This is a genomic window from Streptomyces sp. NPDC041205 (assembly GCF_055591765.1).
In genome coordinates, this window is sequence record NZ_JBVIZH010000002.1 from 457,309 (window position 1) to 480,394 (window position 23,086).

Annotated in this window: 21 protein-coding genes; 12 read left to right on the forward strand and 9 right to left on the reverse strand. The window is 71.8% G+C overall.

The genetic code is table 11. From position 1 onward, the window contains the following. Positions 1–148: 148 nt before the first annotated feature. Both ACZ6BG_RS08960 and ACZ6BG_RS08965 read left to right on the forward strand, forming a co-directional pair. Positions 149–1,360: an ATP-binding cassette domain-containing protein gene (locus tag ACZ6BG_RS08960; RefSeq protein WP_468998833.1), complete on the forward strand. Its 1,212-nt coding sequence runs from the start codon at positions 149–151 to the stop codon at positions 1,358–1,360. 161 nt (positions 1,361–1,521) lie between these two features. Next, positions 1,522–2,382 (forward strand): ABC transporter permease, encoded by an 861-nt coding sequence (locus tag ACZ6BG_RS08965; RefSeq protein ID WP_469000158.1) that lies wholly within the window; start codon positions 1,522–1,524, stop codon positions 2,380–2,382. Between the two features lie 30 nt (positions 2,383–2,412). On the opposite strand, the gene ACZ6BG_RS08970 is transcribed toward ACZ6BG_RS08965, so the two are convergent. Then, positions 2,413–2,754, reverse strand: coding sequence for an ATP/GTP-binding protein (locus tag ACZ6BG_RS08970; RefSeq protein ID WP_468998835.1), 342 nt, complete (start codon positions 2,752–2,754; stop codon positions 2,413–2,415). A 236-nt stretch (positions 2,755–2,990) separates the two neighbouring features. On the opposite strand from ACZ6BG_RS08970, the gene ACZ6BG_RS08975 reads away from it, so the two are divergent. Then, the gene (locus ACZ6BG_RS08975) at positions 2,991–4,079 is read left to right on the forward strand and encodes an LLM class flavin-dependent oxidoreductase (protein ID WP_468998837.1); all 1,089 of its coding nucleotides are present in this window, start codon (positions 2,991–2,993) and stop codon (positions 4,077–4,079) included. A gap of 118 nt (positions 4,080–4,197) precedes the next feature. Here the strand turns inward: ACZ6BG_RS08975 and ACZ6BG_RS08980 are convergent, their stop codons facing one another. Beyond that, positions 4,198–4,590: an SCO5389 family protein gene (locus tag ACZ6BG_RS08980; protein WP_016643275.1), complete on the reverse strand. Its 393-nt coding sequence runs from the start codon at positions 4,588–4,590 to the stop codon at positions 4,198–4,200. A 255-nt stretch (positions 4,591–4,845) separates the two neighbouring features. Here ACZ6BG_RS08980 and nucS point away from each other — a divergent pair, with 255 nt between their 5' ends. Next, entirely contained in the window at positions 4,846–5,517 is a 672-nt protein-coding gene (gene nucS / locus ACZ6BG_RS08985) for an endonuclease NucS (RefSeq protein WP_468998842.1), read from the forward strand. A gap of 175 nt (positions 5,518–5,692) precedes the next feature. Here the strand turns inward: nucS and ACZ6BG_RS08990 are convergent, their stop codons facing one another. The 4 genes from ACZ6BG_RS08990 to ACZ6BG_RS09005 form a co-directional block, all read right to left on the reverse strand. Further along, positions 5,693–8,317 (reverse strand): ATP-binding protein, encoded by a 2,625-nt coding sequence (locus tag ACZ6BG_RS08990; RefSeq protein ID WP_468998844.1) that lies wholly within the window; start codon positions 8,315–8,317, stop codon positions 5,693–5,695. Between the two features lie 227 nt (positions 8,318–8,544). Continuing rightward, positions 8,545–8,868 carry an STAS domain-containing protein gene (locus tag ACZ6BG_RS08995; RefSeq protein WP_030361223.1) on the reverse strand — a complete coding sequence of 108 codons (324 nt, stop codon included), beginning with the start codon at positions 8,866–8,868 and terminating at the stop codon, positions 8,545–8,547. A gap of 241 nt (positions 8,869–9,109) precedes the next feature. Next, complete coding sequence (locus ACZ6BG_RS09000) at positions 9,110–9,958, reverse strand: 3-hydroxyacyl-CoA dehydrogenase family protein (RefSeq protein ID WP_468998846.1); 849 nt, start codon at positions 9,956–9,958, stop codon at positions 9,110–9,112. 170 nt (positions 9,959–10,128) lie between these two features. Then, on the reverse strand, positions 10,129–10,767 hold the full coding sequence (locus ACZ6BG_RS09005; protein ID WP_468998848.1) for a TetR/AcrR family transcriptional regulator: 639 nt from the start codon (positions 10,765–10,767) through the stop codon (positions 10,129–10,131). Between the two features lie 97 nt (positions 10,768–10,864). Between ACZ6BG_RS09005 and ACZ6BG_RS09010 the strand changes: the two genes are divergently transcribed. The 3 genes from ACZ6BG_RS09010 to ACZ6BG_RS09020 all read left to right on the forward strand — a co-directional run bounded on the left by ACZ6BG_RS09010 (position 10,865) and on the right by ACZ6BG_RS09020 (position 13,075). Beyond that, positions 10,865–11,647, forward strand: a complete 783-nt coding sequence (locus ACZ6BG_RS09010) for an ABC transporter ATP-binding protein (RefSeq protein WP_468998851.1) — start codon at positions 10,865–10,867, stop codon at positions 11,645–11,647. Positions 11,648–11,718: 71 nt separating this feature from the next. Beyond that, positions 11,719–12,474, forward strand: a complete 756-nt coding sequence (locus ACZ6BG_RS09015) for an ABC transporter permease (RefSeq protein WP_468998853.1) — start codon at positions 11,719–11,721, stop codon at positions 12,472–12,474. A 13-nt stretch (positions 12,475–12,487) separates the two neighbouring features. After that, positions 12,488–13,075 carry a cob(I)yrinic acid a,c-diamide adenosyltransferase gene (locus ACZ6BG_RS09020; protein WP_468452421.1) on the forward strand — a complete coding sequence of 196 codons (588 nt, stop codon included), beginning with the start codon at positions 12,488–12,490 and terminating at the stop codon, positions 13,073–13,075. A gap of 19 nt (positions 13,076–13,094) precedes the next feature. Here the strand turns inward: ACZ6BG_RS09020 and ACZ6BG_RS09025 are convergent, their stop codons facing one another. Continuing rightward, on the reverse strand, positions 13,095–13,676 hold the full coding sequence (locus tag ACZ6BG_RS09025) for a hypothetical protein (RefSeq protein ID WP_468998856.1): 582 nt from the start codon (positions 13,674–13,676) through the stop codon (positions 13,095–13,097). 215 nt (positions 13,677–13,891) lie between these two features. On the opposite strand from ACZ6BG_RS09025, the gene ACZ6BG_RS09030 reads away from it, so the two are divergent. From ACZ6BG_RS09030 to ACZ6BG_RS09040, 3 genes are all read left to right on the forward strand, one after another. Next, the gene (locus ACZ6BG_RS09030) at positions 13,892–15,091 is read left to right on the forward strand and encodes a sensor histidine kinase (RefSeq protein WP_468998858.1); all 1,200 of its coding nucleotides are present in this window, start codon (positions 13,892–13,894) and stop codon (positions 15,089–15,091) included. Further along, positions 15,088–15,738 (forward strand): response regulator, encoded by a 651-nt coding sequence (locus ACZ6BG_RS09035; protein WP_468998862.1) that lies wholly within the window; start codon positions 15,088–15,090, stop codon positions 15,736–15,738. The genes ACZ6BG_RS09030 and ACZ6BG_RS09035 overlap by 4 nt, the downstream gene beginning before the upstream one ends. Positions 15,739–16,111: 373 nt before the next feature. Then, positions 16,112–18,001, forward strand: coding sequence for a glycosyl hydrolase family 18 protein (locus ACZ6BG_RS09040; protein ID WP_468998866.1), 1,890 nt, complete (start codon positions 16,112–16,114; stop codon positions 17,999–18,001). An 81-nt stretch (positions 18,002–18,082) separates the two neighbouring features. On the opposite strand, the gene ACZ6BG_RS09045 is transcribed toward ACZ6BG_RS09040, so the two are convergent. Beyond that, positions 18,083–20,383 (reverse strand): MMPL family transporter, encoded by a 2,301-nt coding sequence (locus tag ACZ6BG_RS09045; RefSeq protein ID WP_468998868.1) that lies wholly within the window; start codon positions 20,381–20,383, stop codon positions 18,083–18,085. A gap of 232 nt (positions 20,384–20,615) precedes the next feature. Between ACZ6BG_RS09045 and ACZ6BG_RS09050 the strand changes: the two genes are divergently transcribed. Continuing rightward, a complete protein-coding gene (locus ACZ6BG_RS09050; RefSeq protein ID WP_468452431.1) occupies positions 20,616–21,857 on the forward strand; it encodes a sensor histidine kinase in 1,242 nt (413 codons plus the stop codon). Further along, complete coding sequence (locus ACZ6BG_RS09055; protein ID WP_468452432.1) at positions 21,854–22,534, forward strand: response regulator; 681 nt, start codon at positions 21,854–21,856, stop codon at positions 22,532–22,534. The genes ACZ6BG_RS09050 and ACZ6BG_RS09055 overlap by 4 nt, the downstream gene beginning before the upstream one ends. Positions 22,535–22,552: 18 nt before the next feature. Here the strand turns inward: ACZ6BG_RS09055 and ACZ6BG_RS09060 are convergent, their stop codons facing one another. Continuing rightward, positions 22,553–23,011 carry a DUF2550 domain-containing protein gene (locus ACZ6BG_RS09060; protein WP_468452433.1) on the reverse strand — a complete coding sequence of 153 codons (459 nt, stop codon included), beginning with the start codon at positions 23,009–23,011 and terminating at the stop codon, positions 22,553–22,555. Positions 23,012–23,086: the final 75 nt, after the last annotated feature.

The window sequence follows — 23,086 nt, forward strand, 5'->3', positions numbered from 1 at the left end:
CCTCAGCAGGGCCCCTGCCCGCCCCGGCCCCTCCGGTTTGACCGGAGTTTTACTTGCTCTTGGCTGGAACCGTCAGCCCGCAGATATCCTCCTAACCCTTACGGGGGCGTGTGCCCCGACGTCCTGAACCATTCGATGGGTGCGGAGAATGATCGAGGCAGTCGGCCTGACGAAGCGCTACGGCGCCAAGACAGCCGTGTACAACCTTTCCTTCCAGGTGCGGCCCGGCACCGTGACCGGCTTCCTCGGCCCCAACGGGTCCGGCAAGTCGACGACGATGCGCATGATCCTCGGGCTCGACGCGCCCTCGCAGGGGCAGGTGACGATCGGCGGCTACCCGTACCGCAAGCTGCCGAACGCGCCCCGTCAGGTCGGCGCCCTGCTCGACGCCAAGGCGGTGCACGGCGGTCGGCACGCCCGCAACCACCTGCTGTGCCTCGCGCAGCTCTCCGGCATCCCGGCCCGGCGCGTGGACGAGGTGCTCGGCGTCGTCGGCCTCCAGGAGGTGGCGCGGAAGCGCTCCAAGGGCTTCTCGCTCGGCATGGGCCAGCGCCTCGGCATCGCCGCCGCGCTGCTCGGCGACCCGCAGGTGCTGCTCTTCGACGAGCCGGTCAACGGCCTCGACCCCGAGGGCATCCTCTGGGTGCGCAACCTGATGAAGTCGCTCGCGGCGGAGGGACGTACCGTCTTCGTCTCCTCGCACCTGATGAGCGAGATGGCGCTCACCGCCGAGCACCTGATCGTCATCGGCCGCGGGCAGTTGCTCGCGGACATGAGCGTCCGGGACTTCATCTCGACGAACTCCGCGGACTTCGCCCGGGTGCGCACCCCGGACACCGACCCGCAGCAGCGCGAGAAGCTCACCGCCGCGCTCACCGAGGCCGGCGGCCAGGTGCTGCCCGAGCAGGACGGCGCGCTCCGCGTCACCGGCCTGCCGCTGCCCCGCATCAGTGACCTCGCGCACGGCGCGGACGTCCGCCTGTGGGAGCTCTCGCCGCACCAGGCCTCGCTCGAAGAGGCGTACATGCGCATGACGCAGGGCGCCGTCGACTACCGCTCCACCGCCGACCAGCGCGCGGGCCTGCAGCAGCTCCCGCCCGGCGCCATGGCGCAGCCGCAGCAGCCCCAGCTGCCGATGCCCGGCCAGGGACAGCCCGGCTGGTACGCCCCGCCGCCGCCCCAGCAGGGCGGCCAGCCCTTCGCGATGCCGCAGGGCGCGATGCCGCAGGCCGCTCCGGCCGCGCCGCCCGCCCCCGACGCGAACCCGTACGCCGCGGCCCCCCAGGCCCCGGCCGCCGCCCCCGCCCCCGCGCCCGAGATGACGAAGCGCGCCACCGACAACGAGGATGCATCCCGATGACCACGCCTCCGACTCCGCAGCAGCCGCAGGCGCAGCCCCAGCAGCCCCCGCAGCCGCAGGACCAGGCGGCCCACGCCGCCCCGGCCCCGCAGCCCCCCGCGCAGCAGCCCCAGCAGGCCTACGCGCACGCCGGGGCCCCCGTGCCGCACGGCGCCCCGGCCATGGCGGGCGCCCCCGCCGCGCCCGCGCCCGCCGCCCCGGCCCCGCCGTCGGCCTGGCAGCAGGCGATGAACAACGCCTACACCTCGCCGATCCCGATCAAGAAGACCAACCTCGGGCACGCCCTCGCCTCCGAGTGGACGAAGATCAAGTCGGTCCGCTCCACGGTGTGGACGCTGAGCATCTTCCTGATCCTCGTCATCGGCATCGGCCTGCTCGCCGTCGCGAACACCCAGGCCGACGACTACCGCGACGTGCCGTTCACGGTCCCGGCGTTCTTCGGCCTGATGCTCGGCCAGATCTGCCTGATCACCCTGGGCGTCCTGGTGACCTCGTCCGAGTACGGCACCGGCATGATCCGCACCACGTTCACCGCCTCGCCGCAGCGCCACCGCGTGCTCGCGGCGAAGGCACTGATCTTCTTCATCATCGCCTTCGTGGCGTCCGCGGGCTCGATCCTGCTCGTGGGCCTGATGGCGTCGGGCGCGCACAGCGGCCCGGAGGCGGGCGACATCGCCTGGGGCGGCACGGTCGTCAAGGGCGCCCTGTACGTCTCGCTGCTCGGCGTGCTCGCGCTCGCCGTCGGCTCCATGCTGCGCCACTCCGCCGGTGCCATCACGACGATGCTCGGCGTGGTCCTCGTGCCCGCGATCCTGCCGGGCTTCCTCGGCATCTGGGACAGCACCCAGAAGCTCGGCGACAAGATGGCCGACTACAACGCCATCAACTCGCTCGCCAAGATCTTCCGGATCGACGGCCTCGACAGCACCAGCACGGGCACGTCCCAGCTGATGCTGCTCGTCGTGATCACGGCCGCCGCCGTGATCGGCGCCTTCGCCCTCCTGGAGAAGCGCGACGTCTGACCGGACCGGGCCCGCCCCGCGGGAACGGCCCTAGTACCTCGGCGCGTTACGGGACCGCCGCACCCGCGTGGTGCGGCGGTCCTTCGCGTTCCAGCACGCCGTGTGCCAGTGCCTGCGCTCGTCCACGCCCGAGTGCTCGGGCCAGGCGACCACGTGCGCGAGCCCGGAGGGGATCTCCTGGTCGCAGCCCGGGCAGCGGTAGGTCTTGCCGGCCGCGCTCGCGCCCGCGACATGGCGCACGCTCCACTCCTCGCCCTGCCAGCTCTCGGCACGCTGGAAGCCGCCGTAGCGGCCGGACGGCTCCGCCTCCTGGGGACCTTGGCCCGGCCTGGGATCTCCGGCGCCCTTGGGGCGGTTGCGACGCGGCGACACGGGACACCTCACGAAGGGACGAGGGCTTGGCTGGGCGGGCCGCCGACAGCGGGCGGGCGTATGCCCAGCCTACGCACCGTACAGAGGGGTACATGTCCTCCACCAACCCCCACAGACCCCCCTGTGCCGCGCAGAAAATCTGCCAATCCGCCCGCGAAGCCGTGCCTTTGGCACTTGTCACGCGTTGTTGCCGGTAGGGGAGTGCCTGCGTCGGTGCCAAGGAGGCAGGAAGTTCGATGCGCTTAGGAAGTTTTGTGCTGGCCGCCCAGTTCCCGGGTCAGGGCCACGGGGAAGCACTGCACCGCGCCGTGCGGTCCGTCGAAGTCGCCGAGGAAGCGGGCCTCGATTCGGCCTGGCTCGCCGAACACCACTTCGTGCCGTACGGCACCTGTCCTTCCGCGATCACGCTCGCGGCCCTGCTGCTCGGCCGCACCCGCCGCATCCGCGTCGGCACGGCCGTCAGCGTGCTGCCCACCGTCCACCCCGTGGCCCTCGGCGAGCAGGCCGCGCTGCTGCACGTCACCTCCGGCGGGCGCTTCTCGCTGGGCGTGGGCCGCGGTGGTCCCTGGGTGGACCTGGAAGTCTTCGGCTCGGGCATCGAGGCGTACGAGAAGGGGTTCCCAGAATCCCTCGACCTGCTGCTCAGCTGGCTCAGCGGGGCGGGCCGGGTGGCGGGTCCCGGCGGCCGGTTCACCTTCCGTGACGTCGCGGTCGTGCCGCGCCCGACGGAGTCCCTCGGCGGGCCCTCGGCCCCGTTCCCGGACCTGCCCGCGCCGCCGGAGCCGGACCGGGCCGGGCCGGCCGCGGGCCCCGAGGTGGTCGTCGCCTGCACCTCGCCGTCCAGCGTCCGCCTTGCCGCGGCCCGCGGCCTGCCGATGCTCCTCGGCATGCACGTGGGCGACGAGGAGAAGGCCGAAATGGTGGCGTTGTGGAACAGGCACGCGCGCGCCGCGGGGCGCACGCCGGACGAGGTGGCGCGGGCCGCGCACGTCTCGGCCGGAGTCGCGCAGATCGCGGACCGGCGCGTGGAGGCCAACGAGACGCTCACGAAGGCGATGCCGGGCTGGCTGAAGTACGGCCTCGACGCCCATGTCACGGTCGACGGCCGCGTTCGCGCCATGCGCGACCCGCTCGGCTACACGGAACTGCTGTGCGGCATCCACCCCGTGGGAACGCCGCAGGTGTGCGCGGACCGCCTCGCGGCGACCTCGGAGCGCACCGGCATCACACGCTTCGCGTTGCTCGTGGAGGGCTCGGGCGATCTCGCGACGACAGAGGAGAACGTGCGCCGCCTGGGCGCGGAAGTGCGGCCCCTGCTCACCTGAGACGGGCCGCGGACAGAAGCACGGCCCGGACGTCCCCGTTCGACGGGGCGAACGCCGTATGAGGGGCTGCCGCCCCGGACTGAAACACCTCCCGCGTACGGAGCGGCAGCAACTGTCCTCAGCAGTCGCGAAGCTCAGGCGACTGGTTCAACAACTGGCCGCGGATCGAAGTGAACTTGGCCAGCCTGTCGTCCGCGGAGCCGTCCAGGGGGAACACCGCCACACGGTGGCAGTTCTGGAACGCCAGACGGACTCCGAAGTGGCGCTGCAGGGCGCCGCGAATCGCGTCACTCGCGAGCGCGCGGAGCAACTGACCGCGCGCCTGCTCGTCCGGCGGCGGCGTCTGGTTGTCGGCGAACTCACCGCCGTCGACCTTCAACTGGGCCACCAGGGAGCTGACCATCTCCCACGCGTAAGGCAGGGAGGTCCGGACGCAGTCGACGAATGCTGCTTCGTCGACCTCGCCTCGCTCGGCCTGTTCCAACAGTGCCGGTGAGACGTCGAGCGACATGGGTTCTCCTCTCGCACCCCCACGGAGCAGGGGCTTACGGACAGGGAAGGAGCTCGCATACGCAGCGTGCACGTGCGACGACCTCCTGCTTATACGGTAGGCAACGGCTCGGTGGACCACCAGGAGATTGGGCGCATAACCGGCCAGGATCGAACGGGTTCATCGCTGGACAAGTGGTGCGGTCCAGGGGGCTTCCGAGTCGGGAGCGAACACGGAATTCGCCGCACCACCCCGCGTCGAGTAGCGTTGCCGACCATGCGTCTCGTCATCGCCCGCTGCTCCGTGGACTACGCGGGCCGGCTCACCGCCCACCTCCCGTCGGCTCCCCGCCTGATCCTCGTCAAGGCGGACGGAAGCGTCTCCATTCACGCTGACGACCGGGCCTACAAGCCCCTCAACTGGATGTCGCCGCCGTGCACCCTGAAGGAGGGCTCCGGCGACGACGCCGGTGTGTGGACCGTCATCAACAAGGCGGGCGAGAAACTCATCATCACCATGGAGGAAGTCCTCCACGACTCCTCGCACGAACTGGGTGTCGACCCGGGGCTCATCAAGGACGGCGTGGAAGCACACCTTCAGGAGCTGCTCGCCGACCGGATCGAGACACTCGGTGAGGGATATACGCTGATCCGCCGCGAGTACATGACGGCGATCGGCCCGGTCGACATCCTGTGCCGCGACGCCGACGGGCAGACGGTCGCCGTCGAGATCAAGCGCCGTGGCGAGATCGACGGCGTCGAGCAACTGACCCGCTATCTGGAGCTGTTGAACCGCGACCCGCACCTGGCTCCGGTCAAGGGCATCTTCGCCGCCCAGGAGATCAAGCCCCAGGCGCGCGTGCTCGCCACCGACCGCGGCATCGGCTGCGCCGTCCTCGACTACGACGCCCTGCGCGGCATCGAGGACGACAAGCTGCGCCTGTTCTGAACCACCCGCCCCCCGGGGCGACCCACGCGTACGAAGGGGCCGGACTCCCAAGGGAGTCCGGCCCCTTCGCGCGTGGCGCGTGCCCGCCCCAGGGGGCGCGACGACTCGCGGGCGCGCCCCTGTGTGTCCGTACGCTTCCGTCGGGTCCGTGCGCCTCCGTCGGCGCGTACGCCCGTCAGATCACCGGCGACGAGCCGGACCCGGACGTGCCGCCCGTCACCGGGCCGGAGGTGGCCGGGCTCGACGACGCCGGGCCGCTCGCCGAGTTGGTGGTGTCCGGCGAGGACGGCGGCGACGACGGGGTGGTCGGCGGCGGTGTGGTCGGCGGCGTGGTGGGCGGGGTCGTCGGCGGAGTCGTGGGCGGCTTCGTCGGCGGCTTCGTGGGCTTGGTCGGCTTGTCCGTCGGCTTCGTGGGCTTGTGCGTCGGCTTGGTCGGCTTGTCGCTGGGCTTGCCCGATGGCTTCGTGGGCTTGCCGCTCGGCTTGTCCGACGGGTCCTTCGGACCGTCGCTCTCCGACGGCCTGCCGCTCGCGCCGGGCTTCGGGTCGTCGGAGGTGCCGGGCACGCCGTCCTTGCCGGGGTCGGCCGGCCCTGCCGAGGAGCCGTCGCTCGGCTTGTCCGCGCCGAGCCCGCCGCCGTCGTCGTCCGCGCTGGCCGACTGGTCGGTGCGGACCCGGTCGGGCGTCCCGTCGTCCTTGCCGGAGGTCGCGCCCAGCGTCACCACCGTGCCGAGCACCGCGACGAGCAGCGCGCCCGCCCCGGCCGCGACCAGGTTGCGCCGGGTGCCGCGCACGATGGAGCGGCGCGTCGATCCGGAACCGGCCCCGGAGCCCGCGGCCGAGCCGGGGCCCGTCGCGGGGACGGCCTGTCGGGTGACGACGGTGTCGGCCTCCGGGGGCGGCGGCGCGGGCAGCGCGAACGCGGCGGGGATGCCGCCGGGCGGGGACGCCGACTCGTCGTACCGGGCGTCGGGCACCTCCTCGCCCGCCGCCGACCTGCCGTCCGGCAGCATCCCGCCGGAGCGGTCGGCGACCAGGGCGAGCGCCCTGCGGCCGGCGATCATGCCGCGCTTGTCGGCGAGTGCGCCGCGCAGGCCGATGGAGGCCTCCAGCTCGGCGCGGGCCCGGTCGAGGCGTCCGGCGCAGAGCGCGAGGATGCCCAACTCGTGGTGGAAGTAGGCCTCTTCGGCGACCTCGCCGGAGGTGCGGGAGGCCTCCTGCCCGGACCTGAGCGCCCGCTCCCAGGCACCCCAGTTCAGTCCCCCGGCGAAGGCGGGCGCGGCCGTGCGGGCGAGGAGCACCGCGGCGGACGGCTCGGCGCCACTGTCGGCCCCGGTGCCGGGGCCGTTGACCAGGGCGGTGAGCGCCGCGAGGATCGCGTCGGCTTCGGCGGCGACCCGCTCGGGGGCCACCGAGGGGTGTCCGGACCACCAGGCGTAGTGCCGCGCGGCGGACTGGGCGTTCGCGGCGGCTTCGTCGGCGTATCCGGCGCCCTCCAGCTGGGTGCGCACTCCGGCCGCGAGGCGGTAGTGGCCGCCGACCGGGGTGACGAGGGCGCAGTCGACCAGCTCGCCGAGCGCGGCGTCGGCGTGGGTGTCGCCGACGAGCGCGGGCAGATGGGCCGGGTGCGGCAGTTCGCCGCCGAGCGCGACGGCGAGCCGCAGCGCGGCGCGCGCGGACGCGCTGAGCCGGGAGGCGAGCAGCGCGGCGGGCGCGGCACCGTCGGCGAGGGAGGGCAGCGGTACGTCGTGCCCGGTGGCGTCGAACGGCGCGTCGTAGCCGGGGCCCTGGTCGGGGCCGTACTCGTCGAAGGCGCCGGGGTCGGCGAGGAGCCGGTCGCGCTGGCGCAGCAGGGCTCCGGCCTGGACGAAGCGCAGCGGCAGGCCCTCGGACTCGAACCACAGGTCGCCGGCCCAGTTGGCCTCGTCGTCGGTGAGGACGCGGCCGACGACGCGCTCGAGGAGTTCCAGGCCGCCGCCGCGGCCGAGGCCGCCGAGGAAGACCTCTTCGAGGTGGGACTCGGGCGAGGGCGCGGCGATGTCGGGCGTCGCGGCGACGAGGAAGGCGCACTCGGGGGTCGCGTCCAGGAGCTCTTCGAGGGCGGCGCCGCCGAACTCCAGGTCGTCGAGGACGACGACGGCGCCGATGTCGCGGAGCAGTTCGCGCAGCAGGGCCGGGTCGGGGCGGTGCAGGGGCGCGTCGTGGACGGCGGCGAAGAGGTCGTGTAGCAGGTCGCCGACGGTGCGGTGGTAGCCGCTGAGGCGGATCACGCCGTCGGGGGCGAGGTCCGCGCAGTCCTCGGCGACGGCGGCGAGCAGCGCCGTGCGGCCGGATCCGGCGGGGCCGGTGAGGCGCACGGAGCGGCCGCGGGCGAGGAGGCGCACCAGGCGCTCGCGCTCCTCCTGCCGTTCGAGCAGCGGCAGCCGGGGCAGGGCGGGGCCCGGCGGCACGGGCGGCTGGGCGGCGCGGCGGCGTTCGGCGCGTTCGACGGCGGAGTGCCTGGGCGGAGGCCCGGGCCGCTCCCCCGGCGGGCAGGGCTCTATCTCGCTGCCGTCGACGGGGTTCACGGTGAGCAGGAAGTCGCCGGACACGACTTGGACGGTGCGGGCGACGGCGGGCGGCCCGAAGTCGGCGGTGGCCGACGGGCCCGATGGGGGCGGGCCCGGTGGTGCGTCCTGTGGCGTCTGGTGCTCGGGGGCCGTCGCGCTGTCGTCGTGGGTGCCCTCACGGTCGATCCCCGCGCCTTCGCGGCCGTCACCGTCGTGGCCGTACTCTTCCGGTCCCCGGTTCATCGGGTCCATGGTCTCAGCCCCCCAGATGCGTCGTGTGCGAAGCCCCCTCCGGCCTTGAGCACACCGCGCTGTCGCTTCTGGTCCGGTGCCCCCCGTGCGGGTTCGTCTATCGGCAGGCGACCGAACCCTAAACCTTCTTCAGTATCCCTGTGGAAGGCGGGGTACCGCCCGGTCCGAGACGTCACAGTCTCGTGAGGATTGTGCGTGAGGGAGCGCTCCCGCCCCCCTCGCGCGGCTTATACGCGAGGGAGGGATTCGACCCCGATGCCGCCTTCGATGGCGAGGATGCGGTGGAGTCGGGTGGCGACGAGGAGGCGCTGCATCTGCGGGGGTACGCCGCGCAGCACCAGGCGGCGGCCGCAGCGTCCGGCGCGCCGGTGGGCGCCCATGATGACGCCGAGTCCCGTGGCGTCCCACGAGTCGAGTTCGGACAGGTCGAGCACCAGGTCGCCGGCGCCGTCGTCGACGGCCGAGTGCAGGACCGTACGGGCGTCCGCCGCGCTGCGTACGTCGAGGCGTCCCCCGACGACCAGCTGGGCCTGGTCGCCCCTGATGTGCATATGCGCTCCCCAAGAGTGCGGTGTCGTATGTGGCGCCTGTGCCGCGAGGCGTCTGTGTATGTCACAGCAACTGACTGCCGCTCGGGTACGGAAGTTGCCGTCTGTAAGCGAACCGATACCGAATTCACCCCGAGGGGTGATCCCAGGAGGCGTACAGGCGTCGGTATCCGCCGTCAGTGCTCGTGGAAGCTCGGTGCCTGTAGAAGCTCGGTGCTCGTAGAAGCTCGGTGCTCGTAGAAGCTCAGTGCTTGTAGAAGCCCTGCCCGCTCTTGCGCCCGATGTCACCGGCGTCAACCATCCGGCGCATCAGCTCCGGCGGGGCGAACTTCTCGTCCTGGGACTCCGTGTAGATGTTGTCGGTGGCGTGCAGCAGGATGTCGACGCCGGTGAGGTCGGCGGTGGCGAGCGGGCCCATGGCGTGGCCGAAGCCCAGCTTGCAGGCGATGTCGATGTCCTCGGCGCTGGCGACGCCCGACTCGTAGAGCTTGGCGGCCTCGACGACGAGGGCGGAGATGAGGCGGGTGGTCACGAAGCCCGCGACGTCGCGGTTGACGACGATGCAGGTCTTGCCGACGGACTCGGCGAACTCACGGGTGGTGGCGAGGGTTTCGTCGCTCGTCTTGTGGCCGCGGACCAGCTCGCACAGCTGCATCATCGGCACCGGCGAGAAGAAGTGGGCGCCGACGACGCGCTCCGGACGGTCCGTCACGGCCGCGATCTTGGTGATCGGGATGGCGGAGGTGTTGGAGGCGAGTACGGTCTCGTCGCGCACGATCTTGTCGAGCGTCCGGAAGATCTCGTGCTTGACCTCGAGCTTCTCGAACACGGCCTCGACGACGACGTCCGCGTCGGCGGCGGCGTCCAGGTCGGTGGTGGTCGTGATGCGGCCAAGCGCCGACTGAGCAGCCTCGGCGTCCATTTTGCCCTTGCCGACGAACTTCTCGTACGAGGCCTTGATGCCGTCGGTGCCGCGGGTCAGCGCCTCGTCGGTGACGTCGCGCAGGACGACGTCCCAGCCCGCCTGTGCGGATACCTGGGCGATCCCGGACCCCATGAGTCCGGCTCCGATGACGGCGAGCTTCCGTGCCACGTTACGACTCCCCTTACCTACCGACGACTGAGCGCTTACACGCTGTTTAGGTATCGCTCTGGCCCGGACATTAGCGCTCACAGCCGCTCAGGGGACCGCTAAGAGACGCACGCCACGTCCCATTTGACGGACATCACACCGGCAGGGGCCCCGGGGTGGCCGTCAGGGCGTCATGTGGCCGCGCGGATCCCGTAGTTGAGGACCTGCTCGCCGAGCAGGTCCTCCAGTTCGTCGAGCAGGTCGAGGGCCTCGCGGGAGACCTCCTCGGGCGCCCGGCGCTTCATCATCTCGGCGCCGATCCAGGCGAAGACGGTGCTGTACGCCCAGCCGAGCTGGCCCGCGACGAGCTCGGGGAGGTGGCCGGGGACGGGGCCCGCCTCCGCGCGCAGGGTGGCCTCAAGGTCCTTGAGGGTCTCCTGCTGCAGGGCCCACAGGCGGGAGCGCAGGGCGGGCGACTCGGCGATGACCTTCATGAAGTCGGCGTACCCGGCGAAGAGCCCGACGGTCGGCGAGACGCCCTCGACCAGGACGCGCAGCTCGCGCAGGACGGCGGCGGCCGCGGACTCCCCCGCCCGGCGCCCGCGCACCCACCGGGAGAGCCGGTCGACCATCTCGACGCCGCGGTCCAGGAACAGGTCCTCCTTGGCCGGGAAGTAGTTGTAGACCGTGTTGACCGAGACATCGGCGGCGTCGGCGATCTCCGCGACGGTCACGGTGGCGAAGCCGTGCTCGACGAACAGACCGGTCGCGGTGTCCGAGATCCGCTGCTTGGTCTGCCGCTTCTTCCGCTCCCTGAGCCCCTCAGTCATGCCCCCATCGTAGCTTCGCTGGTCTTCATGAAAACTTGGGCACCCTAAAAATTTGGGTGCATTGCAAAATTCAAGAGCCTCTGTTTTTGTGGTCTCCATGGCAATCATCAGCACGGCCGGACTGGCCAAGACGTTCACGACCAAGGCGGGCCCCGTCGAAGCCGTGCGCGGCATCGACCTGACCGTCTCCCCCGGCGAGATCCTCGGCTTCCTCGGCCCGAACGGCGCGGGCAAGACGACCACGCTGCGCATGCTCACCACGCTCCTGCCGCCCACCGGCGGCGCCGCCACGGTCGCGGGCTTCGACCTGGCCCGCGAGCCCGCCGCCGTGCGCGGCCGGATCGGGTACGTGGCCCAGTCAGGCGGCGTCGACCTGAACATCTCGCTGCGCGAGGAGCTGGTCACCCAGGGGCGGCTCTACCGCCTCTCGAAGACCGAAGCCGTCGCCCGCGCCGAGGAGTTGGCCCGTGACCTCGGCCTGACCGACCTGCTCGACCGCAAGTGCGCCGCCCTCTCCGGCGGCCAGCGGCGGCGGCTCGACATCGCCATGGGCCTGATGCACCGGCCCGCGGTCCTCTTCCTCGACGAGCCGACGACGGGCCTCGACCCCGGCGCCCGCGCCGACCTGTGGGACCTGGTGCGCCGCCTGCGCGACGATCACGGCACGACCGTGTTCCTGACCACGCACTATCTGGACGAGGCGGACGCCCTGGCCGACCGGATCGTCGTCGTGGACCAGGGCGTCGTGGTCGCCGACGGCACCCCGAGCGCCCTCAAGCTCCAGTACGCGGGCTCGGCCGACGCCCCCCTCCAGGACGCGTTCCTCGCCATCACCGGCCGCGGCCCGGCCCCCGTCGACCGGACCCCCGTCGCCGTCTAGCCCCGGCACCCCCACACCCGGACCGCCCCGGCCCACCCGGCCTCAGCACGCCCACGACCTCAGGACACCCCATGCCCGCACTGCTCTCCGACACCGCCCTGGTCTTCGGGCGCTACGCCCGCCAGACCCTGCGCTCCAAGTTCCAGATGCTCTTCGGCGTCCTCACGCCCCTGCTCTATCTGCTCTTCTTCGGGCCGCTGCTCACCGATCTGCCGCTGGGCTCGCGCGGCGACTCCTGGCAGGTGCTCGTGCCGGGCCTGCTGCTCCAGCTCGGCCTCTTCGGGGCGACGTTCAGCGGCTTCGCGATCATCATCGAGAAGCAGTTCGGGGTGGTGGAGCGGATGCGGGTGACGCCCGTGAGCAGGCTCGCGCTGCTGCTCGGGCGGGTGCTGCGGGATGCCGCGCTGTTCGTGTTCCAGGCGGTGCTCCTGGTCCTCGCGGCGCTGGTCATGGGGCTTCGGGCGCCGCTCGGGGGCGTCCTCATCGGCTTCGCCTTCGTGGGCGTCCTGACGCTGTCGCTCGCCTCGCTCTCGTACGCCCTGGCCCTGAAGGTCTCCAAGCCGCACGAGTTCGGGCCCGTGGTGAACGCCGTGAGCATGCCCTCCATGCTGCTGTCCGGCCTGATGCTGCCGATGGCCCTCGCGCCGGGCTGGCTGGACGTCCTGTCGCACTTCATGCCGTTCCGCTACCTCGTGGACGCGGTGCGGGCGGCGTACGTCGGTGACTACGCGAGCCACGCGCTGCTGTACGGGGTGGTGACGGCCGCGGCGTTCGCGGCGCTGTCCGTGATCGTCGGCACACGCGTGTTCCGGACGGCCGGGGCCTAACTACTCTGGCCGCATGGTCAATCTGACGCGCATCTACACCCGGACCGGCGACCAGGGCACCACCGCCCTCGGCGACATGAGCAGGACCGCCAAGACCGACCTCAGGATCTCGGCGTACGCGGACGCCAACGAGGCCAACGCCGCCATCGGCACCGCCATCGCCCTCGGCGGCCTGGCCCCGGAGGTCGTGGCGGTCCTCACCCGGGTCCAGAACGACCTCTTCGACGTGGGCGCCGACCTGTGCACCCCCGTCGTCGAGGACCCGAAGTACCCGCCGTTGCGCGTCGAGCAGCCCTACGTCGACAAGCTGGAGGCGGACTGCGACCGCTTCAACGAGGACCTGGAGAAGCTCCGCAGCTTCATCCTGCCGGGCGGCACGCCGGGCGCGGCCCTGCTGCACCAGGCGTGCACGGTGGTCAGGCGGGCCGAGCGGTCCACCTGGGCGGCGCTCGACGAGCACGGCGCCGCCGAGAAGGGCGGCACCATGAACGCGCTCACCGCGACCTACCTCAACCGCCTCTCCGACCTCCTCTTCATCCTCGCCCGGACGGCGAACAAGGAGGTCGGCGACGTGCTGTGGGTACCCGGCGGGGAGCGCTGACCGGCGCGGAGGGCGGCGCTCAGACCTTGGTGAGGTCGTGCGGCCGCTCGTCCCGCTCCTCCGGTCCCGGCGCCGGCTTCCGCTTGGGGAACAGCGTGTAGCTCAGCGCGATCAGGCCGTGGATGCCGGCGGTGCGCCACGCGGTGTACATCCACGAGTCGAGCGACCCCGTGCGGCCCGGGTCGTCCACGTACCACTTGGCGAGAAGCAGCAGACCGGACGCGACCGCCGCCGCGAGCACCGTGCCCAGCCAGACCTTGCCCTCGTGCCGGGCGCGCGGCCAGCCGTAGCGCGGCGGGCGCGGCACCGGGGTGCCGTTGAAGCGGTGCGCCGCGTGGCCGTCGAGCCACTTCACGGTGCGGTGGCCGTGGCCGACGGTGTAGCCGATGTAGACCGCGGCCAGGCCGTGCTTCCAGCTCGGGTCGGCCCCGTTCTTCAGGTCGATGGCCGTGACGACCAGCAGGAGCAGTTCGAGCAGCGGCTCGCAGAGCAGGATCGCGAGGCCGAGGCGCGGCATCTTCAGCAGGTAGCGGGCGCCGAGGCCCGCGGCGAGGATGACCCAGAAGCCGACCTCGCAGATGATGATCAACGTGACGATCACGGCTCGTTCCTCCTACTGCGTTTTCCCGGGGGACAGCCCCCGGTCCCCCGGCCGAAAAGCTGGGCCCAGGTCCTCGTGGTCACCTCTCAAGGCTCCCGCCGGGAAGGGGGCGGATCGTCGTCGCGAGTGACGAATCGCGGCTGCATCCTTCGATGTACCCGGGCTTCACCCGGCATAGGGAGGCCAGGGCGCGCCGGGCCGTGTTGGATGGAGTCATGCCGCTGCCGTTCCTCCGCCGCCCGGACGTCGTCGACGTCCGCATCTGTATGGTCAGCCTGGTCAGCGGTCTCGGCCTGTACGCCCTCGGCATCACGATGCAGTCCCGCGCGCTCGGCCCCGGCTGGTCGCTGCTGCCGCTGTTCGTCATGGCGGGCCTGGTCCTCATGCGTCGCACGGCGCCGCAGCTCGCGCTCGCCGTGGGCACCCTCGCGGTCATCGCCGATCAGTTCACGACCGGGAATCTGGCGACGGTCGTGATGTTCACGGACATCGTGTACGCGGCCGTGGTGTACGGCACGCCCGCTCAGGCCCGGCGCATCCCGGTGACGACTGGCCTGATCACGGTCGCGGTGACCGTCGGCTTCCTGGCCTGGTTCCGGCAGGCGGACGCGATCCTGGTGGGCGCCGTGACCGCGCTCGTGTCGTTCGCGCCCGCGACCACGGGCGTCCTGGTCCGCAACCACAGGGAGGCCGCCGACCTGGCCCGGCTGCGCGCCGAGCAGACCGCGCTGCTCGCCGAGAAGGACCGCGCGCAGGCCGTCACCGCCGAGCGCGCGCGGATGGCCCGCGAACTGCACGACATGGTCGCCAACCATCTGTCGGCCATCGCCATCCACTCCACGGCCGCGCTGTCCCTGGACGACCCGCGCACGACGAAGGACGCGCTCACCGTCATCCGCGAGAACAGCGTGGAGGGCCTCGCCGAGATGCGCCGCCTCATCGGCATCCTGCGCGACTCCAGCGGCGACCTGGAACCTGCCGCGGCGCCCACCCTGGACGGCCTCGGCGCTCTCGCCGAGAACGCCCGCACCAACGGCCTCGACGTCCGCCTCGACGACACCCGCACCCCGGACGACGCGCCCCTGCCGGCGCCGGTCGAGCTGGCCGCGTACCGCATCGTCCAGGAGTCCCTCACCAACGCCCTCAAGCACGCCGCGCCCGGCCCGGTCACCGTGGCCCTCGACCGGGAGCCGGACGGGCTCCGGGTGCGCGTCAGCAGCCCGTTCGGCGAGGTGCGCGGGCCGCGCGCACCCGGCTCCGGCGCCGGTCTGGTCGGCATGGAGGAGCGGGCCGCGCTGCTCGGCGGGACCTTCGAGTCCGGCCCCGAGGCGCATCCGGACGTGCCCGGCGCCAAGGTGTGGCGGGTCGAGGCCCGTCTGCCCATCGACCCCAAAGACCAAGGAGCCCCCGAATGATCCGCGTGCTCGTCGCCGAGGACCAGTCCGCCGTGCGGGCGGGCCTGGTCCTGATCCTGCGCAGCGCGCCCGACATGGAGGTCGTCGGCGAGGCCGCGGACGGCGAGCAGGCGGTGGCCCTGGCCCGGGAGCTGCGGCCGGACCTGGTCCTCATGGACGTGCAGATGCCCCGGCTCGACGGCGTCTCCGCGACCCGCCAGGTGGTGGCCGAACAGCTGGCGGACGTGCTCGTGCTGACCACGTTCGACCTCGACGAGTACGTCTTCGGGGCGCTGCGCGCGGGCGCGTCCGGCTTCCTCCTGAAGAACACGGAGGCGAAGGACCTCCTGGAGGCGGTGCGCACGGTCGCCCGCGGCGAGGGCCTGATCGCCCCCGCGGTCACCCGTCGCCTGATCGCCGAGTTCGCCACGCCGCGGCGCACCCCGCGTCAGGGCAGCACGGTGGATCCGGCGGTGCTCGACACCCTCACCCGCCGCGAACGTGAGGTCCTCTCCTGCCTCGGCGAAGGCCTCTCCAACGCGGAGATCGCGGTCAGCCTGGACATGGCGGAAGCGACGGTGAAGACCCACGTGAGCCGCCTCCTGGGCAAGCTGGAACTGCGCAGCAGAGTCCAAGCAGCAGTCCTGGCCCAGGAACTGGGAGTCTGACCAAGCCCGCCCGGCGATCGAAAACGAGCAACAACCAAGCCCGTCCGTCCGACACGAGCAACAACCAAGCCCGTCCGTCCGACACGAGCAACAACCAAGCCCGTCCGTCCGACACGAGCAACAACCAAGCCCGTCCGGCGATTGAGGACGAGCCCGAAGGGCGATCGACGGCGCCCCGAGTCCAAGGGGCACCCAACTACCCAGGGCCCAGGGGCCAGTTCCCGCAGTGGTTCAGACCCTTGACCGTTGGTCCAGACCTTTCTATTCTCACGGCACTGCGGTGGGCACAAGGAAGGCACAGTACGTGCACAACGTGCTCACGGGCGTCGCAGGGCTCAGCCCCCACCCCCGGAACTCGACCGAGGAGCACCCCTTGCGCGTCAGACACAGGTCCAGACATCGGCTGACAGCCGGGCTCACCACCCTCCTGCTCCCCTTCGCCACCCTCGTCGCCCTCGGCGGCTCCGCGGAGGCCGCCCCGGCCACCACCCCCCAGGCGGCCGCGCAGACGGCACAGAAGGCGCCGAAGGCCGCCGCCGGTGCCACCGCCACGTACGCCAAGACCCAGGACTGGGGCTCCGGCTTCGAGGGCAAGTGGACCATCAAGAACACCGGCACCACCGCCCTCAGCTCCTGGACCGTCGAGTGGGACTTCCCCGCCGGCACGAGGGTGACGTCGGCGTGGGACGCGACGGTCACCAACTCGGGCAACAAGTGGACCGCGAAGAACCTCGGCTGGAACGGCTCCCTCGCCCCCGGCGCGACCGTCTCCTTCGGCTTCAACGGCTCCGGACCCGGCTCCCCCTCCAACTGTCTGCTGAACGGCGAGAGCTGCGACGGCGGCGGCCAGCCCGGCGACAACCCGCCCTCCGCCCCCGGCACCCCGACCGCGTCCGACATCACCAACACCTCGGTGAAGCTGGACTGGAAGGCCGCGACGGACGACAAGGGCGTCAAGAACTACGACGTGCTCCGCGACGGCGCGAAGGTCGCGACGGTCACCGGCACCTCGTACGCCGACTCCGGGCTCACCAAGGGCACCGACTACTCGTACAGCGTCCAGGCCCGCGACACCGCGGACCAGACCGGACCCGCCAGCGGCTCGGTGAAGGTGCGCACCACGGGCGGCGGCCCGGACCCCGACCCCGGTGACAAGGTGAAGCTCGGGTACTTCACCAACTGGGGCGTCTACCAGCGCAATTACCACGTCAAGAACATCGCGTCCTCCGGCTCCGCCGAGAAGATCACGCACATCAACTACGCGTTCGGCAACGTCCAGGGCGGCAAGTGCACCATCGGTGACGCCTACGCCGACTACGACAAGGCGTACACCGCCGACCAGTCCGTCGACGGCGTCGCCGACACCTGGGACCAGCCCCTGCGCGGCAACTTCAACCAGCTGCGCAAGCTGAAGGCCAAGTACCCGCACATCAAGGTCCTCTGGTCGTTCGGCGGCTGGACCTGGTCCGGCGGCTTCACCGACGCCATGAAGAACCCGGAGGCGTTCGCGGACTCCTGCTACAAGCTGGTCGAGGACCCGCGCTGGGCGGATGTGTTCGACGGCATCGACCTGGACTGGGAGTACCCGAACGCGTGCGGTCTCAGCTGTGACACCAGCGGCCCGGCCGTGATGAAGACGATGATGCAGGCGTTCCGGAACAAGTTCGGCGCGAACAACCTCGTCACCGCCGCCATCACCGCCGACGCCTCCCCCGGCGGCAAGATCGACTCAGCCGACTACGGCGGCGCCGCGCAGTACACCGACTGGTACAACGTGATGACGTACGACTTCTTCGGCGCCTGGGACGCCAAGGGTCCGACGGCCCCGCACTCGCCGCTGACCGACTACCCGGGCATCCCGAAGGGCGGCTTCAACTCCGCGGCGGCGATCAACAAGCTGAAGGCCAAGGGCGTACCGGGCAAGAAGCTCCTGCTCGGCATCGGCTTCTACGGCCGCGGCTGGACCGGCGTCACCCAGAAGGAGCCAGGAGGCACGGCCACCGGGGCCGCGCCGGGCACCTACGAGGCGGGCATCGAGGACTACAAGATCCTCAAGAACTCCTGCCCGTCCAACGGCACGGTCGCGGGCACGGCCTACGCCCACTGCGGCAGCAACTGGTGGTCGTACGACACCCCGGCGACGATCCGCGCCAAGATGGCCTGGGCGAAGGAGCAGGGCCTCGGCGGCGCCTTCTTCTGGGAGTTCAGCGGCGACACGGCGGGCGGTGAGCTGGTCAGTGCCATCAACGACGGCCTGAAGTAGCACCGTCGGCCGCTCGTCCCCGATACGAAGCCGGGGAGGCGGGAACGCCCCCCGCCTCCCCGGCTTCTTCGCGCCCTCCCGTCAGCGGCGCGGCTCCGATCCGTAGGGCGATCCGTACTCCTGCCGCTGGTAGGTACCTGCGTACGTGCCGTACTCCGCGGGCGCGGGGACCTGGTGGTCATGACCGCGGTGCCCGCCGCGGCCGCCGTGCGCGCCGCCGGGTCCGCGGCCCGACCGCGAGGGCCACCACGTCGCCCGGCCGAGCATCGCCACCACCGCGGGCACCAGCACGATCGAGAGGACCAGCGAGGACAGGCCGATGCCGAGGGCGGTGACGAGGCCGATCTCCTGGGTACCCGGGGACGGGTTGACGGCGAGGCTCGCGAAGGAGCCCGCGAGGACGACGCCGGCGGTGACAATGGCCGGAGCCGTGTGCCGCACCGCGGCGGCCACCGCCTGGCGGGCCGGTCCCGGGCGCCCCATCTCCTCCCGGATGCGGTCGCTGATCAGGATGTTGTAGTCGGTGCCGAGGGCGACGACGAACAGGAACAGCACGAGCGGCAGCGTGAAGGACACGCCCGGCCGGTCGAGCAGGTGCTGGAAGACGAGCACGCCGGACCCGAGCGTCGCCGTGAAGCCGAGCCCGATGGCGAGCATGAGGACCATCGGCGCGAGCAGGCTGCGCAGCAGGGCCACCAGGATCAGGGCGATCAGCCCGGCGGCCACGGGGAAGACCACCTTGAGGTCCTTCGACACCGCCTCGGAGACGTCCGAGAAGATCGCGGCCTGACCCGACACATGGGCCTCGGTGCCGGGCGGCGCCGCCTTGGAGACGACGGGCCGCACCTCGTCGGAGACGACGTCACGGGCCCGCTGCGACTGCACGTCCATGTCCAGGTAGAAGTCCACCTTGGCGGCCGTGTGCTCCTTGTTGAGCACGGGCGCGGCCACCCGGCCGACACCCTTGACGGCCTTCAGGTCCTTGGTGAGGCCTTCGAGTCCCGCCCGGTCGATCGTGGCCTTCTTCGCCCCGTCGGCCGCGACGTACACGGTGTGCGGGCTGTCCACGCCGCCGGGCAGCGCCTTGGATATCTCCTTGGCCGTCGCCCCCGCGGGCGTGTCGTCGGGGCCCGAGCCCGTGCCGTAGTCCATCTTCATGCCGAGCACACCGGCGCTCAGCGCGACCAGGAGCCCGACGCTGGCGGCCACGAAGAGGAACGGGCGCCGGGCGACGCGCTCCCCGAGGCGCGCGCTCATCCCGGGGCGCGGCTCCTCGCGCAGCGACCGCGACGGCCAGAACATCTTGCGCCCACAGACCGCGAGCAGCGCGGGCATGAAGGTGAGGCTGGCGACGAGCATCACCAGGACGCACACCGCGATGGCCGGGCCGAGCACCTTGAACTGGCCGAAGCTCGCGATGCCGAGGGTGGCGAACGCGGCCACGATGGTGAGCGCCGCCGAGGTGATGGCCGCCCCGACGCGGCCCGCGCACTCCGCCGCGACGCCGCGGGCGTTCTTCTTCGGGTTCGGGTCGGCGCGCAGCAGTTCACGGAAGCGGAACAGCAGGAACAGGAAGTAGTCGATGCCGATGCCGAGCAGGACCACGGTGATCAGGGACGGTGTCGACGGGTCGAGCTTGAAGTCGAAGAGGAGCGCCGTGCCGACCACCGCGCCGGTCGCGGCGCCGCCGACGAGGACCACCGCGAGCAGCGGCAGGATGGCGGCGAGGACGCTGCGGAAGGCCAGGACGTTCAGGAGCACGATGAGCCCGAAGGTCAGGATCCCGACCAGCTTCTCGGTGTCCTCCTGGGCCTCCGTGGTGTCGGCGAGGTCCGCGATGCCGCCGGTGAAGCCCGTGCGCAGGTCCGCCCTGGCGAACTCGTCCTCGGCGTGGTCGCGGAATTCCCGGTAGACGTCCTGGAGCGCGGGGTCGTTCCTGTTCCCTTCGAGCGATACGGAGAGCAGCCGGAACGTGCCGTCGGGCGCGGCGGCACCGGACTTCACGACCGGTGTCTGCGAGTGGTCCGTCAGCATGAACGAGGGCAGGTCGTCGGGGTTGGGCATCTTCAGGCGCCGCTCACCGAGACCGCGGGCGATCTCGTCGATGTGCCGTCGGTCGCCGCCGGTGAGCTTCTTGCCGTCGTCACGGCCGACGAGCACGGTGACGGCATTGTCGTCGGGCTTCGCGCCGAACCGGTCCTCGGCCGTCTCCATGGCGGCCGCCGAGTCGTACGACTTCGGCAGGAAGCTGCTGACATCGGGCTGGGTGACGCTGTGCATCTTCGCCTGACCGACAATGGACAGGCCGGCGGCGAGCAGCGTCCAGAGCAGGATGAATTTCCAGGCGTGGCGAGTGGTCAGGGCGGTCAGGGATCTGATCACGGTGTCCTCCGGTGGGGTGGCCGGCCCGGTCCCACCGGGCTCCTCCAGAAGATCACCGGCGACGTCGCCGACTCGTCGCCCGCGGCGACGAAACCGCCCCGGGACCAGGGCCTTGGCCCCCACCGCGACCAGGACCCAGCTCCTAGCCGCGAACTCCACCCGGGGGATGACGCCGACGCCCCGCCCCCGGGCTGAAATGAATCACGGACCCGCGCGGAAGGAGTACGAAGGCATGCACGCGCCAAGCCGACCGCCCAGGACCGAGAGCCCGGCTCTCAGGCCGCACCGGTACAAGAACCTCCGGCCACACCGGCAGGACGTCCTGGTGGCCCTCGGCGCCTTGGTGATCGAGGTCACCGGGTACGCCCTGAGCATCGAGCCCGGGGGCGCACCCGGGAGCCCGGGCGTCCTCGCGCTGCACCTGCTGCCCACCGCACCACTGCTCTGGCACCGCCGCTTCCCGGTCTCCGTCCTGATCGCCGTCCTGGCCGCGCAGGCCGTGCTGACCCCCCTCACCTCGGTCCCCTACGGTCTGCCCATCTCCCTCGTCGTCGCCCTGTACTCCGTGGCCCGGCTGCGGACCACCCGCGTCACCGGCGCCGCGGCCGTGGTGGCTCTCGTCGGCCTCCAGGTGCCCGGCCTCAGCGAGCACGAGGAACCGGCGCGGGCGATCTTCGCGGACGTGATCGGCGTCTGCATCGCCCTCGCCGTCGGCTGCGCCGCGCGCCGCTGGCAGCGGCAGGACGCCGAACACCGCAGGCTGCTCGCCGACCACGCGGTCGCCGCCGAACGCCGCCGCATCGCCCGCGAACTGCACGACGTCGTCGCCCACCACATCACCGCCATGCAACTGATGGCGGGCGGCGCCCGACGCGTCCTGCACCACGACACGGACCTGACCCAGGACGCGCTGAAGTCCCTGGAGGACTCCGGCCGGCTCGCACTGGCCGAGATGCGCCAGCTCCTGGACGTCCTGCGCGCGGACGACGACACCGAGGGCGGCTCGACCGCACCCCAACCGGGCGTGGCCGACCTGCCGCAGGTGGTCGCGGACTCCTGCAGGGCGGGCGTCGAAACGGAACTGCTCGTCGAGGGCGAACCCGAACTCGGCGACCGTGAACTGCCCCCCACTCTGGGCCTCACCGTGTTCCGGATCGTCCAGGAGGCCCTGACCAACGTCCGCAAACACGCGGGCGGCGCCCGGGCGACCGTAACGCTCACCTACTCCCCCGGCCTGCTCACCGTCGACGTACGCAACGACGCCTCCGGCACGGTCGGAACGGCACGCAAGGGCAGGCCAGGACACGGCCTGGTGGGCATGCGGGAACGTGTGGCCCTGCACGGCGGCACCCTGGAGGCGGGCGCCGGACCCGCGGGCGGATTCAGAATCCTCGCGACCCTGCCCCTGCCCGCCGAGGCGCCCCAGCCCTTCGAGCACACCCCCGCGCCCCAAGAGAAAGCCGCTGCCCGGTGACGACCGCACACACCCCGCTGACCGTCCTGATCGCCGACGACCAGCCCCTGGTCCGGCGCGGCCTGGCGCTCATCTTCCACGCCGACCCCGGCGTGACGGTGGTGGGCGAGGCGGGCGACGGCCAGGAAGCCATCGAGCTGGCCCGCCGACTGCGCCCCGACGTGGTCCTCATGGACATCCGCATGCCCCGCCTGGACGGCGTCGGCGCGACGGCCGTCCTGACCGGGGAACTCCCCGAGTGCAGGGTCCTGGCGCTGAGCACGTTCGACATGGACGAGTACGTGGTCGGGGCGCTGCGCGCGGGCGCAGCGGGCTTCCTGCCCAAGGACGTCTCACCGGAGGAACTGGTGGCGGCGGTCCACACCGTCAACGCGGGCGAGGCAGCGGTGGCGCCCCGCCTCCTGACCCGCCTGATCTCGGCTTTCGTCACCGCCCCGACGCCCCACCCGCACAGCGCCCCACCGGGCACCCGCCCGGACCTGACGACCCGCGAGACAGACGTCTGGACCCTCATGGCCAAGGGCTACGACAACACAGAGATCGCCGAGGCCCTCGGGATCAGCCACTCCACGGTCAAGAACCACGTGACAGCGGTCTTCGCGAAACTGGGCGTGCGAGACCGCGCCCAGGCGGTCATAGCGGCATACGAATCGGGCTTGGTGAAGGCGACGCTCTGAGCGCGCCCCGGCACCCGGCTACGCCACGTTCACTCGCTGCCCGGGAGGCGCGGCCTCCAACCAGGCGAGAAACCCGGTGAGTGCGTCCTCGCTCATGGCGAGTTCCAACCGCACCCCGCGATGCAGACAGCCAAGGACGACGGCATCGGAGAGAAGCGCGAGCTCCTCCTCCCCATCGGGCGCCCGCCGGTCGACGACCTCGATCGAGGACCGCTCAAGGATCCGCCGAGGCCGGGGCGCGTAGGAGAAGACGCGGAACCACTCGACCCGGTCTCCGTTGTAGCGGGCGACCCCGTACCCCCAGCCCTTGCCGGAGGTGTCGGACGCCTCCGCGGGATCGGGGGCGTGCCAGCGCAGGCTGCAGTCGAAGGTGCCGCCGGAGCGCTGGATCAGCCGACGGCGCAGTCCGAAGACGAAGAGCCCCAGCAACACCAGCGCGATCAACACAAGTCCGCACACGAGCAGAACGAGGATCATCGGCACCGACCTCCTCGCCTCAACACGACTTCTCGAAACGGACCAAACAACCGCACCCGGAACCGCACCCGCATC

Bases quoted from the DNA above. Each gene is read 5' to 3' on its own strand.
- ACZ6BG_RS09015 (WP_468998853.1), top strand. From the start codon at position 11,719: ATGCCCGCACTGCTCTCCGACACCGCCCTGGTCTTCGGGCGCTACGCC.
- ACZ6BG_RS08975 (WP_468998837.1), top strand. From the start codon at position 2,991: ATGCGCTTAGGAAGTTTTGTGCTGGCCGCCCAGTTCCCGGGTCAGGGC.
- ACZ6BG_RS08980 (WP_016643275.1), bottom strand. From the start codon at position 4,590: ATGTCGCTCGACGTCTCACCGGCACTGTTGGAACAGGCCGAGCGAGGC.
- ACZ6BG_RS08960 (WP_468998833.1), top strand. From the start codon at position 149: ATGATCGAGGCAGTCGGCCTGACGAAGCGCTACGGCGCCAAGACAGCC.
- ACZ6BG_RS09050 (WP_468452431.1), top strand. From the start codon at position 20,616: ATGCACGCGCCAAGCCGACCGCCCAGGACCGAGAGCCCGGCTCTCAGG.
- ACZ6BG_RS09035 (WP_468998862.1), top strand. From the start codon at position 15,088: ATGATCCGCGTGCTCGTCGCCGAGGACCAGTCCGCCGTGCGGGCGGGC.
- ACZ6BG_RS08990 (WP_468998844.1), bottom strand. From the start codon at position 8,317: ATGGACCCGATGAACCGGGGACCGGAAGAGTACGGCCACGACGGTGAC.
- ACZ6BG_RS08995 (WP_030361223.1), bottom strand. From the start codon at position 8,868: ATGCACATCAGGGGCGACCAGGCCCAGCTGGTCGTCGGGGGACGCCTC.
- ACZ6BG_RS09060 (WP_468452433.1), bottom strand. From the start codon at position 23,011: ATGATCCTCGTTCTGCTCGTGTGCGGACTTGTGTTGATCGCGCTGGTG.
- ACZ6BG_RS09010 (WP_468998851.1), top strand. From the start codon at position 10,865: ATGGCAATCATCAGCACGGCCGGACTGGCCAAGACGTTCACGACCAAG.
- ACZ6BG_RS09030 (WP_468998858.1), top strand. From the start codon at position 13,892: ATGCCGCTGCCGTTCCTCCGCCGCCCGGACGTCGTCGACGTCCGCATC.
- ACZ6BG_RS08965 (WP_469000158.1), top strand. From the start codon at position 1,522: ATGGCGGGCGCCCCCGCCGCGCCCGCGCCCGCCGCCCCGGCCCCGCCG.
- nucS (WP_468998842.1), top strand. From the start codon at position 4,846: ATGCGTCTCGTCATCGCCCGCTGCTCCGTGGACTACGCGGGCCGGCTC.
- ACZ6BG_RS09020 (WP_468452421.1), top strand. From the start codon at position 12,488: ATGGTCAATCTGACGCGCATCTACACCCGGACCGGCGACCAGGGCACC.
- ACZ6BG_RS09005 (WP_468998848.1), bottom strand. From the start codon at position 10,767: ATGACTGAGGGGCTCAGGGAGCGGAAGAAGCGGCAGACCAAGCAGCGG.